Origin of the sequence: Natrinema hispanicum, assembly GCF_900111485.1 — an archaeon.
In the GTDB taxonomy this organism is placed as follows: Archaea; Halobacteriota; Halobacteria; order Halobacteriales; family Natrialbaceae; genus Natrinema; species Natrinema hispanicum_A.
Map to the genome: position 1 here is coordinate 71,672 of NZ_FOIC01000010.1, position 13,860 is coordinate 85,531.

The following is a 13,860-nucleotide window of genomic DNA, read 5'->3' on the forward strand; positions in this document are numbered from 1 at the left end:
GCCATGATTCACGACGTGCTCGTCGCCGGTGAAACACTGATCGACTTCATCCCCGAGCGAGCGGGGCCGCTCGAGGACGTCGCCGGTTTCGAGCGCCGTCCCGGTGGTGCGCCCGCGAACGTCGCCGTCGCACTCGCCCGCCTCGATGAGCCGCCGCTGTTCTGGACCCGCGTCGGCGACGATCCGTTCGGTCGCTACCTCGAGCGGACGCTCGCCGACGATGGCCTCCCCACCCGATTCATCGCCCGTGACACCGAGGCGAAGACGACGCTCGCGTTCGTCACACACGACAAGACTGGCGACCGCGAGTTCAGTTTCTACCGCGACGGGACCGCCGACACACGCCTCGAGCCTGGCCGGATCGACGACCAAACGCTCGCCGACTGCGAGTGGGTCCACGCCGGTGGTGTGACCCTCTCGAACGGCCCGTCGCGCGCGGCAACGCTGGACCTGCTCGAGCGGGCCGCTACCGCGGGCTGTACGGTATCGTTCGATCCGAACTGGCGGCCGGAACTGTGGCCAGACGAGGAGGCGTTCGCGAGTACGGTGGGCGACGCACTCGCCCACGTCGACGTCTGTTTTGCGACAGTCACCGAACTCGAGACGTTGGGTGTGTCGGGCGAGTCGCCGACCGAAATCGCTCGCGCGGCGATCGACGGCGGGGCGGCCCACACGGTCTTTGTGACGCGCGGGAGCGAGGGAGCGGTCGCCGTCGCGAGCGACGACGCGCCGTGGTCAGCAGCCACAGTTGCACATCGGGGATTCGCGGTCGATACCGTCGATACGACGGGTGCTGGCGACGCGTTCGTCGCCGGCGCGATCGACGCCCTGCGGGACGGTCGTGATCTCGCGGAGACGATAGCGTTCGCGAACGCGGTCGCGGCGACGACGACCACTGCTCGTGGCGCGATGGCGGCACTCCCGACTCGCGACGCGGTAGTCGAGTTGCTCGAGGAGTAGGTCAAACACCGGTCATAACCGTCTCAAACGGCCCGTGGCTGCAAGCCAGATCGGTATCCGACCCCGTGACGGATGGAAGGTATGGATCGCAACGTTCGCGGAGCGGTTCCGTTCGCGAAATCGGTCGTGACCGGGATTCAGGAGAAGAACGTGACGTTTATGGCCGCCAGCATCGCCTATCAGGCGTTCGTCTCACTGATTCCGTTGCTCGTGTTGCTGTTCTTTCTGGTGTCGTTCGTCGGTAACGAGGGGCTCGCAACGCAGGTGTCGTCGATGACCGAGGGGTTCCTGCCCGAGAGCGGTCAGGTCATGCTCGAGCAAGGGCTCGAAGGCTCGACCGGTAGTGTCGGTACCTCTCTCATCGGACTGGTCGCGCTCGTTTGGGGGTCGTTGAAGATATTCCGCGGGCTGGACACTGCATTCTCAGAGATCTATACGTCGACCGCGGAGAACTCGCTGCTCGATCAGGTGCGTGATGGGGCCGTCGTCTTCGGGGCGATCATCGTCGCGCTGATCGCCGCTGCAGCGACCACCGTCGTCTTCGCGTTCTTCCCGGAGAGTCTATTTATCGGGCTCCTGAACCCGCTGTTGCTCGTGGTCGGCCTGACGATCGCCTTCCTCCCGATGTTCTACTTTTTCCCGGACATCGATCTCTCGGTTCGCGAGGTGCTGCCGGGCGTCGTCGTCGCCGCCGTCGGCTGGGCGGCCCTCCAGTCGTTATTTCAGGTCTACGTTGCAATCTCGAGTAGCTCCGACTCGGCGGGACCGATCGGCGCAATCATTCTCTTGTTGACCTGGCTGTATTTCGGCGGCCTGATACTACTCGTCGGAGCCGTCGTCAATGCCACTCACTCGGGCCACATCGAGATCAAATCCGACGACGCGGCTACCGACACCCCGTCGCTCGAGGGGATTCCAGCGGACGACGACCGCGCCCCGTTCCTCGATTCGGCCGTCCGCGAACGTGAGCGATTCGAGCGGGAACTGGCTGCGCTCCGGCGCGAACGTGATCAACTGCGAAACGATCGCGCGGCACAGCGCAGCCGTCGGTACCGACTCGAGGATCAGGTCGACACGCTCGAGGCGCGACTCGATGAACTCGAGACGGCAAATCGAGATCTCGAGACCGAAACCGAACGGCTCCGGCGCGAGCGTTCGGCCCGGCACGGATCGTCGTGGCGACAGCGGTTTCGCGGCGTCCTAACGTACGTTCGGACGCTGAACATCGGTGTTTTCAAAACCCAGCGTGAGTAGCTCGGCGAGCCGGCTCGAGTCGTGACGCCTTAGTACGTGCCCGTTCCACCAGAATTCATGTCCCACCCAGTCCGTGACGCGCGGCGTCGGATCCGGACGGCACACGCGTCGATCGTCGATGGGATCGACGCCTGTGCCGACGCGGTCGCTGCCCCCTGGGATACCGCGCGAACGACCGACAGGAAGACGGTCGCGGACGGGCTCCACCGGACACTCGCAGACGCCGGAGTTCTCGAGGCCCTGCCGAGAGTGCTCGCAGACGCGGTCGACGCAACTGGGTACGAACTTCGGGCAACCCCCGTCCCTGCACCGCCCTACGTCGTCGTGACCAGCCGGGGTCCCATACTCCGGGCGACGATCGATCCGGGCCGGCTCGTGATCCGGTTCGACACGTTCGAGGTGGTTCGCGACCCAGTTCCGGATCGGCCACCGGCTTACCGGCGGCTCGATGGCACCCGACTCGAGGTTTCCCTCGAGTAGGGCAATTGCGCTCGCTGCGTTACTTTCTCGCTCCCTCGCCAAGCCGCCCGCCGCTGCGTGACGATCCGATGGCATAACAACTCAGTTCGCTATACGGGCGGTGGTTATTAACAGAAGGCACAGCTGATGGCGATAATTAACAAAACTGCAACACTGGATATTAATACTTATACTCGGCTAGCACTAACCTCGAGTATGAAACTGACACGACGGACGCTGCTGCAGACGGCTGCCGGCACAGCCGCCGCGAGTACCGTCGCCGGCTGTCTCGATGATATCAGCGCGGCGGATGCGAACCTCGACGCCGGCTACGCCGCCTTCTTTACCCTGTGGGACTGGGCCGAGCAGGTCAGCGGCGACGCGATCGACTTCGAGAACCCGGTCGGGACCGGACAGGCCGGTCACGGCTGGTCGCCAAGCGGCGACCTCACCCGGGACATCGCCGACGCCGGCGTCTTCGTCTACTTCGATACGCCCGCGTTTTCGTGGGCACAGGACGTCGCGGCAACGCTCGAGTCCGACTACGACACCGTCGCCGTAATCGATGGGCTCGAGGGACTGGACGACCAGCTGTTGGGCTGGGACCACGAAACCGACAGCCACGGCCACGGGAACGAGGACAATCATAGCACCGAGACTCACGATGGCCATGACCACGAAAGCGAGGGCGATCAGCACACCGAGACCCACGACGGTCACGATCACGGCGAAGCGTCGATCGATCCACACGTCTGGCTCGACCCCGTGCTTGCAGGGGAGATCGTCGAGACGATCGCGTCGGGACTGGCCGACGCCGATCCGGACAACGCCGAGACCTACGAGGAGAACGCCGCATCGTATACGACCGACCTCGAGTCTATCGACCAGCAGTTTACAGACCTGCTCGAGACGGCAGATCAACATGTCGCCGTCTTCGCCGGTCACGACTCGTTTACCTATCTGCAGGACCGCTACGGGTTCGATATTCATACGCCGGTCGGCGTCTCCCCGCAGGAAGAGCCGAGTGCCAGCGACATCTCCGAGACGATCGAACTCGTCGATTCGGAGGGCATCGAGACGATCCTCTATGACCCCTTCGAGGATCCCGACGGCGCGTACCCACTCGTCGAGACGATCCTCGCGGAGAGCGACGCGACCGACACGATGCCGATTACGCACCTCTCGGGGACGCTTGCGACGTGGCAGGACGAGGGCTGGGGGTACCTCGAGCAAATGGAAGAAATAAACATCCCCGCGTTCAGAGAGGTACTAGACGCACAGTGACCGTCGTCGCGCTCGAGGACGTGACGTTTGCCTACGGCGAACAGCCAGCGGTCAAGGACGTCACGCTGCGGGTTGATGAGGGGGATTTTCTGGGCCTGATCGGCCCCAATGGCTCGGGAAAGACCACGCTCTTGCATCTCATGCTCGGATTGCGCACGCCCGACAGCGGGACGATCGAGCTGTTCGGTGAACCCGTCTCGGCGTTCGACGACGGCGAGCGCATCGGCTACGTCTCCCAACAGGCTACCAGTGGCGGCGGTTCGATGCCGGTTACCGTCCGCGAAGCGGTGACGATGGGCCGGTTCGCCCACGCGGGCCACCGCCGGCTGACCGCCGACGATCACGCGATCGTCGACGACGCACTCGAGACCGTCGGCATCACCGACCTCGCAGATCGACAGGTCAACCAGCTTTCGGGCGGCCAGCGCCAGCGGGCCTACATCGCCCGCGCACTGGCTTCCGAGGCCGACCTGCTGGCACTCGACGAGCCGACCGTCGGCGTCGACGCCGAATCTCGAGATGCGTTCTACCAGTTGCTCGAGTCGCTCAACGACGATGGGATCACGATCATCCTGATCGAACACGACATCGGCGTCGTCACCGATCGGGCGAACCGAATCGCCTGTATTAACACGGAGCTGTACCACCACGGTGATACCGAATCGTTCGTCGAAAGCGATGCCCTGACCGAGGCCTACGGCGCGACGGGCCAGGTCGTCCACCACCATCACTGATGACTGCAACCGGCTCCCTTCGTCGGCGGCTCGAGCACGTCGGGATCGCCGTGACCGCTGTCCTCGCGATTGCGATGATCGGGCTGCTCACTATCGACGCGTTTCGTAGTGTTCCCGGTATCGGCGTCCTCTATGAGCAGGCCCGCATCGCGGGCTGGTGGGCCGATCACTACCTCGGGACGAGCGTCTTCTATCATCCGTTCATGTGGCGTTCGATCGCGACAGGAATCCTGATCGGCGTCGTCGCGCCGCTGGTCGGCACCTACCTCGTCCACCGCGAGATGGCGCTGATCGGCGAGACGCTGGCGCATACGGCCTTCGCCGGGGTCGCGGTCGGCCTGCTGGTGAGTTCGATCACCGGCTGGAACGGCTCGCTGATGGTCGTTGCGCTCGTTGTCGGGGTGTTGGGTGCACTTGCCGTCCAGTGGCTCGCCGAGCGTACTGACACCTACGGCGACGTGCCGATCGCGATTATGCTGACCGGCAGCTTTGCCGTCGGGACGCTGATCATCAGCTACGGCCGCGGGATGACCGGCATCAACGTCCAGGACTTCATCTTCGGCAGCATCTCGGTCGTCACGCCCTCGGGCGCGCGGCTGATGGCCGTTATTACCGTCGTCGTCGTCGCCGTCACGGTCGCGACCTACAAGCAACTGCTCTTCATTACGTTCGACGAGCAGGCCGCTCGCGTCGCGCGGCTCAACGTTACGTGGTACAACACCCTGCTGATCGTGATGACAGCCGTCGTCGTCGTCGGCGCGATGCAGATCCTCGGCGTGATCCTCGTCGCCGCGATGTTGGTCGTCCCCGTCGCCGCGGGCACCCAGCTCGCTCAGAGCTTCCGGGAGACGATCTATCTCTCGATCCTCTTCGGGCAGGTGGCCGTCATCGGTGGCTTCGTCCTCTCGATCTCACAGAGCCTGCCCACCGGCGGCTCGATCGTCGTCGTCGCCATCGCCTGCTACCTGCTTGCGGTCTTCGCCTCGAGTCGCTCGTCGCCGGCGATCTCGATGCATTGAGACGGTCAATTGGACGTCAGTTCCAGCGCAATTACCAACGCCATGTGGCTGCGCTGGAACACAATGACACCAGCCCGACCGACGGCCGGTTACGTTCTGGCTCGCGTCCGCACGTGCTCGACGAGATGGAGAGCGAGACCGAGCGCGGTCGAGCCGATCCCGACCGGGACGAGCACGAGTCCGATCTCGAGGGCGTTGCCAACCGGGACGAGCCGACCGAATAGGGTTGCGGCGAGTCGGCTCACAAGGAGGGGACCGACCAGCAGAACGACGGCAAGTCCGCCAGCGGCGGCCCCGCCCATGAGCAGCCGACGCGGCCACTCGGCCGGCTCCCACAGCCGCGTTACGAGACCCAATACCCCCGCTTCCACGAGTGCGAGCAGTCCCACGACTGCGTATAGTAACACGAAAATACCGGTAAGGCCGGCCGCAAACCCGGTTCCGGGCGGGTTTTCAGGAATCGTCGTCAACAACACCACTGCAGTCAGAAGACTGACCGCACCCAGTAGTGCGGTGCCGAGGGCGACGGAGCGGGGACGGAAGTCGACCATCACCCGATTGGTTTCTATACTAACATATATGCCTTCCACGTTGGCTGCCGGCGCAGTTGGGAACCGGCACCGATCTGCCGACTGCTCGAGACGACACCCCGCCCGCCCTGATCTCCCCGACGGCTGGAACACGCCATACGCTTAACTCGCTACTTAGCGAACGCTCGAGTGATGGGACGGTTATCCGCACTCTTCGATCCCGAGACCGTCGGCGTGGTCGGTGCAACCGACCGCGAGGGCGCGGTCGGCCGGGCGATTCTCGAGAACCTGCGTGGTGGGTTCGACGGTGAGGTCGTCCCGATCAATCCCTCGCGCGAGACGGTGCTCGGGCTCGAGTGTTATCCGGACGCGAAGAGCGCCCCGCCGATCGATCTAGCGGTGGTCGTCGTACCGCCCGACATCGTCATCGAATCAATTCGGGAACTCGCCGAGACAGGCACCGAGAATATCGTCGTTATCACCGCTGGGTTCGCCGAGACCGGCAGCGAGGGCGCGAAACGCGAACGTCGACTGCGCGAGATTGCCGCCGAACACGACCTCAACGTCGTTGGCCCCAACAGTCTCGGCATCATGGCGACGCCGAATGGGATGAACGGTTCCTTTGCCCCACAAACCCCGCTCGAGGGGTCGATTTCCTTTCTGAGCCAGTCAGGTGCGTTCATCACTGCCGTCCTCGACTGGGCGACCGACGAGGGGATCGGCTTTCAGGACGTCGTCTCGCTTGGCAACAAGGCCGTCCTCGACGAGACCGATTTCATCCGCGAGTGGGACGACGATCCGGCAACGGACGTCATCATCGGCTATCTCGAGGACATCGACGACGGGCAGACGTTCCTCGAGACCGCTCGCGAGGTGACCGACGAGACGCCGATCGTCCTCGTCAAATCCGGCCGAACGGACGCCGGTGCGAAGGCGGCCTCCTCGCACACTGGCGCGATCGCCGGCAGCGAACGGGCCTACGAAGCCGGCCTCGAGCAGGCAGGGGTCCTGCGGGCCCACTCTGTCCAGGAGTTGTTCGACTACGCGCGGGCACTCGCAGGACTGCCCGAACCCGACACCGACGGCGTCGCCGTCGTGACGAACGCGGGCGGCCCTGGCGTGTTAACGACTGACGCGGTCGGCGATTCACGCCTCGAGATCGCCGACTTCACTGACGAGACGGTCGGGGCGTTGACTGAGGCACTGCCCGACGAAGCCAACGTCTACAACCCGATCGACGCGATCGGCGACGCCGACGTCGACCGCTTCGGCGAGGCGTTAGATATCGCACTCGCTGACTCCAACGTCGGCAGCGCGGTCGTCGTTGCCGCGCCGACGGCGGTCCTGTCGTACGACGACCTCGCCGAGACAGTGATCGAGATCCGCGAGATACACGAGACGCCGGTCGTGACCTGCCTGATGGGCGGAAAACGCGCTCGTGATGCCGACACAACGTTGCGCGAGGCAGGGATTCCGAACTATTTCGATCCCTCACGGGCGGTGTCGGGACTCGACGCGCTCGCTCGGTTCCGCGATATTCACGAGCAACCGACCGACGAACCCGAGACGTTCGACGTCGACCGAGAGCACGCCCACGAGATCCTCTCGCGAGCGACGCGACGCGACAACAACCGGCTCGGCGTCGAGTCGATGGACCTCCTCGAGGCCTACGGGATTTCGACGCCGAGCGGCGAGATCGTCGACGATCCCGAGCGCGCCCGCGAGGTGGCCAAGTCGATCGAGGGCGACGTCGTCATGAAGATCGTCAGCCCCGAGATCTCACACAAATCCGACATCGGTGGCGTCAAAGTCGGCGTCGCGACCGACGACGTCTACGACGCCTACGAGGACATCGTCGCCCGGGCACGCAACTACCAGCCCGACGCGAGGATCGTCGGCGTGCAGGTCCAGGAACTGATTGACCTCGAGGCCGCGACCGAGACGATCGTCGGGATGAACCGCGATCCACAGTTCGGCCCGCTGTTGTTGTTCGGACTCGGTGGCATCTTCGTCGAGATCATCGAAGATACGTCGGTTCGTATCGCGCCGATCGGCGAGCGCGAGGCCCGCGAGATGATCGACGAGATTCAGGCCGCACCGCTGTTGCGCGGTGCTCGCGGCCGCGAGCCCGCAGACGTCGAGGGAATCGTCGAGACGATCCAACGACTCTCACAGCTGGTGACTGACTTCCCGTCGATCCTCGAACTCGACATCAACCCGCTCGTGGCGGGCCCCGACGGCGTCCAAGCGATCGATCTCCGACTGACCGTCGACACCGACGAACTCGATACGGAGAACCCATGACCGACATCGATTCAGACCCCGAATCCACGGAGACCGACAGTGACACAGACACGACGACCACCGAGACCGTCCCTGACGACACCGACACGCTCCTCGTCAGTTCGCTCGCGGAGAGCTCCGGCAAGACGGCCATCACGCTGGCGCTTGCCCGCCTCGCACGAAGTGCGGGCGACAGCGTCGGCTATATGAAACCCAAGGGCACCCGCCTCCAGAGCAACGTCGGCAAAACGTTAGACGAGGACCCGCTACTCGCCCGCGAACTGCTCGAGTTGGAGGCGGAGATCCACGATCTCGAGCCGGTTGTCTACTCGCCGACGTTCATCGAGCAGGTGATCCGCGGCCGCGAGGACCCGGACGACCTCCGCGAGCGCGTCCGCGAGGCGTTCGAGACGCTTGCGGCGGACCACGATCGACTGTTCGTCGAGGGTGGCGGCAGCTACGACATCGGCCAGATCGTCGATCTCACCGATGCCGACATCGCGGCCCTGTTCGACGCTCGTGTCCTGCTGGTCGCCTCGTACGAAATCCCGGCAGACATCGACGACGTGCTCGCCGCAGCCGATCAGTTCGGCACCCGGCTTGCTGGCGTCGTCTTCAACGACGTCCCCGACGCAGCCTACGACCAACTCGAGACCGACGTGGTGCCGTTTCTCGAGGGGCAGGGGATTCCGGTCCACGGCGTTCTCCCGAGCGAACGGGAACTCTCGGGCGTGACGGTCGCCGACCTCGCCGACGAACTCGGCGCGACGATGCTCGTCGACGAGGGACAGGACAGCTACGTCGAGCGGTTTTCAGTTGGAGCGATGGGTGCCGACAGCGCCCTGCGACGCTTCCGCCGGACGAAAGACGCCGCCGTCATCACCGGCGGCGACCGAGCCGAAATTCATACTGCCGCGCTCGAGGCACCCGGTATCCGCTGTCTCATCCTGACCGGTGGCCACCGCCCATCGGGAACGATCCTCGGGCAGGCAAGCGAGAAAGGTGTCCCGATCCTCTCCGTGCAGACGGATACGCTCGCAACCGTCGAGCGCGCTGAGGACGTGATTCGGAGCGGGCGGACGCGAGATGCGGAGACGGTTGACCGAATGGAGCAGCTCCTGTCCGATCACGCCGCCGTCGACGAGATTCTGTGAGAACCCGGCAGACACACCGTTATGGCGGTTTGGCGTTTCCTTCCTCTGGCTGCCACTACAGGGCACACCGATCGCACTGCAGCGCTCGCCGCCGTAGCGACGGCTGTCCGTGTACGATCGCCCTTGATCAATTGGTGTCCAACAGTCTGACTGTCACGTCTAACCAAAAGTTAAGAGTCCACCACGCATGAACCCAGACATGGACGACACACCCCAAGAGATCACCTCTCTCGTCGGCCGCGAGGTCTATTCGAACAACGGCGTCTTCGTGGGCGAAGTCGAGGATCTCAGACTGAACATCGACGGCCAGGTCGTCTCCGGTCTCGCACTCGCGAACTTAAACAGCGAACTGTTCGCCGAAGAAGCCCGCAGCGGCCAGGGCATCATCGTCCCCTACCGCTGGGTCCGCTCTGTCGGTGATATCATCCTGATCAACGACGTCGTCGAGCGCGTCCGCGACCCCGACGAAGAAGAAGACGAACTCGTCGTGTAGGCCCTTCCACGCGTCGACAGCGGGTCGAACCGGCAGCTGCGAGTTCGACCCATAATTCTGGCGTGGAACGCCACTAGCTCCCGTTCGAGCCTTCGCTGCTTCCCTCGACGCCCATCGCGTCGAACAGCGTCCGTTTGACCGCCTCTTCGGTCAACTCGAGCAGCGTGTCCCGCGTGCCATCCGATATTTCGATGCCGGTGAAAATGCCCAGCGGAATCTCCGCGCTGGCCTGCGTGGAGTGGCCGGCCGTCTCGCCGATCTCGCCGTAGGCGTCGTCTAACACCTTCCCGATGTTGATGCGGATGTCCTTCGAGCGACCGGCGAGGAAGATCGTCTCGTCAGCGATACCGAAGACCGCCGTCGTGGTGACGCCCTCGAGATTTAAGAGGTGGCTGGCGGCCTGGGTCAGTGCCTCGCGGTCGCGGACGATGCCAGCGTTGGAGATGAGATGACTGCCTTGGACATCGCGATTGGTGATCGCCTCCGCGAGCACGTCTAGCGTCTCGGGGGACATCGACGGCGACTCGACCTGCTCTAAGGTGTCGTGATTTGCGAAAGGATACAGATAGGCCGCGGCCGTCAGATCGGCGGGGGTCGTGTCGCGTTTGAAATCCAGGGTCTCCGCGCGGATACCATAGAGTAAGGCCGTCGCGACCTCCTCGGAGACGTTCATGTCGAACTCCTGGATGTACTTCGTCATGATCGTCGATGTCGAGGACATGTTCGGCCGGATGTCGACGAACTCGGGCTCGACGCCCTCCTCGGTCTCCGCCTCGTGGTGATCGATGACGATGTCGACGGGGAGCTCCATCTCGCCTGCGGTCCCGTGATCGACCAGCGCGACGGTGTCGTAGATCGAGTGGTCTTCGATCTCGTCCCACTGAACGAGGTCGATCCCCAGCAGATTGACGAACGCACGGTTCTCCTGATGGCCGACGTCGCCCAGATAGATGATATCGGACTCGACGCCGAGGTGGCCGGCGATCGCCTGCAACGCCGCCGCGCTGGCGATCGAGTCCGGATCGGGACTGTCCTGGGTGACGATCGCCAGTTGCGTCCCGGTCTCCTCGACGATCCCGGCGAGTTGGCCCGCGTTGTACTCGAGTTCGCCGGACTCGAGCGCTCGCAGCGCAGACTCAGCGATGACCGAGGACGGATTGATCACGATGTCGGCCCCGAGCTCGGAGAGTTCGTCGCCGGAGACGGGGTCGCTCGCACGGGCGACGACGAACTGGTCATCGTTTGCCTCACGGATGTGCTCGAGGGCCTGCTTGTTCGATTCGACGTCCGACGCGAGGATGAGGACGACATCACGGTCGGCGACGAGATCGGCGATCTCGGCGTCACGGATATCTGCCGAACGGGCATCCAGATCCTGATCGCGAAGCGATTCGACCCGGCTCTCGTCGCGATCGATGATGGAAACGTCCTTGCCCTGTTCGACGAGTTCCTCTGCGACGGCGTACCCTACGCTGCCACAGCCCAAGATAGCGTAGTCAGAAATCGACGAAATCGTAACCCCCGTACTCATTGCCCGTGTGGTCGGACCCACCGCACTTAATGGTCCCGAAGCGTGGCATCGCCTGACGTTTCGCGCCGGTGGCTCGAGGGCAATTGCGCGTGGATGGCTGTCACAGCGCCTCCCAAGGGAAACGTATTTGAACGACCGAGCGAAAGTCGGAGGTACAGGGCCGGTAGCTCAGTCCGGCAGAGCGTCTGACTCTTAATCAGACGGTCGCGTGTTCAAATCGCGCCCGGCCCGCTTTTGCGACGAACAACTTCGTGCGGAGCAACGCGGCCAGCGTGATGTGAACGCAGGGAGGGCGCGCGCAACGCAGTGAACACGTCCGACCGTATGTTCAAATCGCGCCCGGCTTGCGTCTGCTCGGGACGACATCTCGAGCGAACGACCGACCTATAAGACGACCCATTCCGTACTTTCGAGCCACCATGTCCGTCGATTACGAGGGCCTGACGTTCGAACGGCTTGGCCACGCGAGTAAGCGTCTCGAGACCACGGATGGCACGATCATCTATATCGATCCATGGAGCGAGGTGCTCGAGGACGAACCGGGTGATGGCGACGTGATTTTCGTCACCCACGACGACTTCGACCACTACGATCCAGAGGCGATCGCGGCCGTCGCAGGGCCGGATGTCACCATCGCGACCTACGAGGCGATCGACACCAGCGACCTCGCGTTCGATGTCGTCGACCTCCCCTATGAAGGCGAGACGACAGTCGCGGGAATCGACGTGCAGACGATCCCCGCCTACAACGATCCCGATGGAAACCACGTCGACGAGGACGGAGAGCCATTTCATGCCGACGGCGAGGTAATCGGTCTGCTGTTGGCGCTCGAGGGAACGACTGTCCTGTGTCCCTCGGATACGGACTTTCTCCCCCATCACGAGTCGCTTGCGGCGGACGTGCTCGTCCCGCCGATCGGCGGCCACTTCACGATGAACCGCGCCGAGGCTGCCGACCTCGCTCGAAGCGTCGACGCCGAGTTGGTCTTACCGGAGCACTACGACACGTTCGAGCCGATCGAAACCGATGCCGAGGCGTTCGCGGCCGACCTCGAGGCCGACGGGATCCGCGTCGAACTGTTTTGACACTGTCGTCGTGGGCGCTCCGGGAGGCGGATGATCGGATGTCGGCCGGCGCGATGCTGGTGACCGTCGTCGGCCATGACACGCCGATCGGGTCTGCCGCCGCGGCGGTCGGGACGTCTCGCCGATACTGAGACGACGACGCCGGTCGCAGACAGACGCCCATCGCCTGTAGGGACGGCCGCGAATTCGCGAGCGGTGGCACGTCGTTCTGTCCGGCAGTATGACTCCCCGGTGTGCAGTGGGCCGCCAGCCAATCAATCAACAGAGCTGTAATTCGCTCGAATCTCTTCTAAGTGGTTTGGAAGTGGGGTTATGGACATCGTCGCTGTATCCCTGGGTGAGACTTATGACATCCATCGCAGACATCGAGATTCAGGCCGACGGCACCGGAACTGGCGAGCTATTCGAAGCCGTTCCGTCGCTGACGTGCGAGATGGAGCGAGTGATCGCCTCGAGCGGCCACGGACTCTGGCTCTCGGGGCCGTCCCAGTCGGACGTCGAAGACGCGCTTGAGGAGGCGACCGCGATCGGAGCGTACACGCAGATCAGCAGCGACGAGGACCGCTGGCTGTACGACATCGAGTTCGAACCGGACACCATCGACCCCTTCGAGCTCATCCTTGAGGAGGGCGGGACGGTACTGAGTGCGTCGGCTTCGAACGGGACGTGGCTGCTCAGCGTCCGCGTCGTCGACCGCGAAAGCGTTAGCTCGCTGTACGACCGCTTCGACGATGCCGACGTCACGCCGACGATCGTCCGGCTGTTCGACCTGGCAGCGGAGACACACTCCCAGTGCGGGCTGACGGCCCGCCAGTACGAGACGCTGGTTGCAGCGATCGATCACGGCTACTTCGAGATCCCGCGCGAAGTCTCGATGCAGGAACTCTCTGAAGAGCTGGACATCTCCCACCAGGCGCTCTCCGAGCGCTTGCGCCGAGCCTATCGCGCACTCGTCACGTCTGAACTCAACGTGACTGAAGAGGAGACTGTCGCCCCGCCGATCCCGACGAACTGATCGCAGACCGCCCGAAGCCACAGTCCCGATCGACGGCCATCTCGGTGATTTTTGCGACC

14 protein-coding genes and 1 tRNA gene are annotated in these 13,860 nt (G+C 63.9%); 13 read left to right on the forward strand and 2 right to left on the reverse strand.

Features of this window, described 5'->3' with window-relative positions; translation table 11 throughout:
* Window positions 1-3 precede the first annotated feature (3 nt).
* The 6 genes from BSG09_RS11080 to BSG09_RS11105 all read left to right on the forward strand — a co-directional run bounded on the left by BSG09_RS11080 (window position 4) and on the right by BSG09_RS11105 (window position 5,710).
* Entirely contained in the window at window positions 4-960 is a 957-nt protein-coding gene (locus BSG09_RS11080) for a carbohydrate kinase family protein (protein WP_092933080.1), read from the forward strand.
* 81 nt (window positions 961-1,041) lie between these two features.
* The gene (locus tag BSG09_RS11085; RefSeq protein WP_092933082.1) at window positions 1,042-2,214 is read left to right on the forward strand and encodes a YhjD/YihY/BrkB family envelope integrity protein; all 1,173 of its coding nucleotides are present in this window, start codon (window positions 1,042-1,044) and stop codon (window positions 2,212-2,214) included.
* A gap of 57 nt (window positions 2,215-2,271) precedes the next feature.
* Complete coding sequence (locus tag BSG09_RS11090) at window positions 2,272-2,694, forward strand: hypothetical protein (RefSeq protein ID WP_092933084.1); 423 nt, start codon at window positions 2,272-2,274, stop codon at window positions 2,692-2,694.
* 195 nt (window positions 2,695-2,889) lie between these two features.
* On the forward strand, window positions 2,890-3,957 hold the full coding sequence (locus tag BSG09_RS11095; protein ID WP_092933086.1) for a metal ABC transporter substrate-binding protein: 1,068 nt from the start codon (window positions 2,890-2,892) through the stop codon (window positions 3,955-3,957).
* A complete protein-coding gene (locus BSG09_RS11100; RefSeq protein ID WP_092933088.1) occupies window positions 3,954-4,691 on the forward strand; it encodes a metal ABC transporter ATP-binding protein in 738 nt (245 codons plus the stop codon). Before BSG09_RS11095 ends, BSG09_RS11100 begins: the two co-directional genes overlap by 4 nt.
* Window positions 4,691-5,710 carry a metal ABC transporter permease gene (locus BSG09_RS11105; protein ID WP_092933090.1) on the forward strand — a complete coding sequence of 340 codons (1,020 nt, stop codon included), beginning with the start codon at window positions 4,691-4,693 and terminating at the stop codon, window positions 5,708-5,710. The genes BSG09_RS11100 and BSG09_RS11105 overlap by 1 nt, the downstream gene beginning before the upstream one ends.
* Before the next feature lie 89 nt (window positions 5,711-5,799).
* Here BSG09_RS11105 and BSG09_RS11110 read toward each other — a convergent pair whose 3' ends face one another.
* The gene (locus tag BSG09_RS11110; protein ID WP_092933092.1) at window positions 5,800-6,261 is read right to left on the reverse strand and encodes a hypothetical protein; all 462 of its coding nucleotides are present in this window, start codon (window positions 6,259-6,261) and stop codon (window positions 5,800-5,802) included.
* 171 nt (window positions 6,262-6,432) lie between these two features.
* Between BSG09_RS11110 and BSG09_RS11115 the strand changes: the two genes are divergently transcribed.
* From BSG09_RS11115 to BSG09_RS11125, 3 genes are all read left to right on the forward strand, one after another.
* On the forward strand, window positions 6,433-8,544 hold the full coding sequence (locus BSG09_RS11115; RefSeq protein ID WP_092933094.1) for an acetate--CoA ligase family protein: 2,112 nt from the start codon (window positions 6,433-6,435) through the stop codon (window positions 8,542-8,544).
* Window positions 8,541-9,677, forward strand: a complete 1,137-nt coding sequence (locus BSG09_RS11120; protein ID WP_092933096.1) for a phosphotransacetylase family protein — start codon at window positions 8,541-8,543, stop codon at window positions 9,675-9,677. The genes BSG09_RS11115 and BSG09_RS11120 overlap by 4 nt, the downstream gene beginning before the upstream one ends.
* A 199-nt stretch (window positions 9,678-9,876) precedes the next feature.
* Window positions 9,877-10,170: a PRC-barrel domain-containing protein gene (locus tag BSG09_RS11125; RefSeq protein ID WP_008010367.1), complete on the forward strand. Its 294-nt coding sequence runs from the start codon at window positions 9,877-9,879 to the stop codon at window positions 10,168-10,170.
* Window positions 10,171-10,243: 73 nt separating this feature from the next.
* On the opposite strand, the gene BSG09_RS11130 is transcribed toward BSG09_RS11125, so the two are convergent.
* Entirely contained in the window at window positions 10,244-11,701 is a 1,458-nt protein-coding gene (locus BSG09_RS11130) for a DHH family phosphoesterase (RefSeq protein ID WP_092933098.1), read from the reverse strand.
* Window positions 11,702-11,858: 157 nt separating this feature from the next.
* Between BSG09_RS11130 and BSG09_RS11135 the strand changes: the two genes are divergently transcribed.
* From BSG09_RS11135 to BSG09_RS11145, 4 genes are all read left to right on the forward strand, one after another.
* Window positions 11,859-11,932: transfer RNA gene (locus tag BSG09_RS11135), tRNA-Lys, on the forward strand.
* A gap of 188 nt (window positions 11,933-12,120) precedes the next feature.
* Entirely contained in the window at window positions 12,121-12,786 is a 666-nt protein-coding gene (locus BSG09_RS11140; protein WP_092933100.1) for an MBL fold metallo-hydrolase, read from the forward strand.
* A complete protein-coding gene (locus BSG09_RS21580; protein WP_262488513.1) occupies window positions 12,783-12,917 on the forward strand; it encodes a hypothetical protein in 135 nt (44 codons plus the stop codon). Before BSG09_RS11140 ends, BSG09_RS21580 begins: the two co-directional genes overlap by 4 nt.
* A 215-nt stretch (window positions 12,918-13,132) precedes the next feature.
* Entirely contained in the window at window positions 13,133-13,801 is a 669-nt protein-coding gene (locus BSG09_RS11145; protein ID WP_092933102.1) for a helix-turn-helix domain-containing protein, read from the forward strand.
* Window positions 13,802-13,860: the final 59 nt, after the last annotated feature.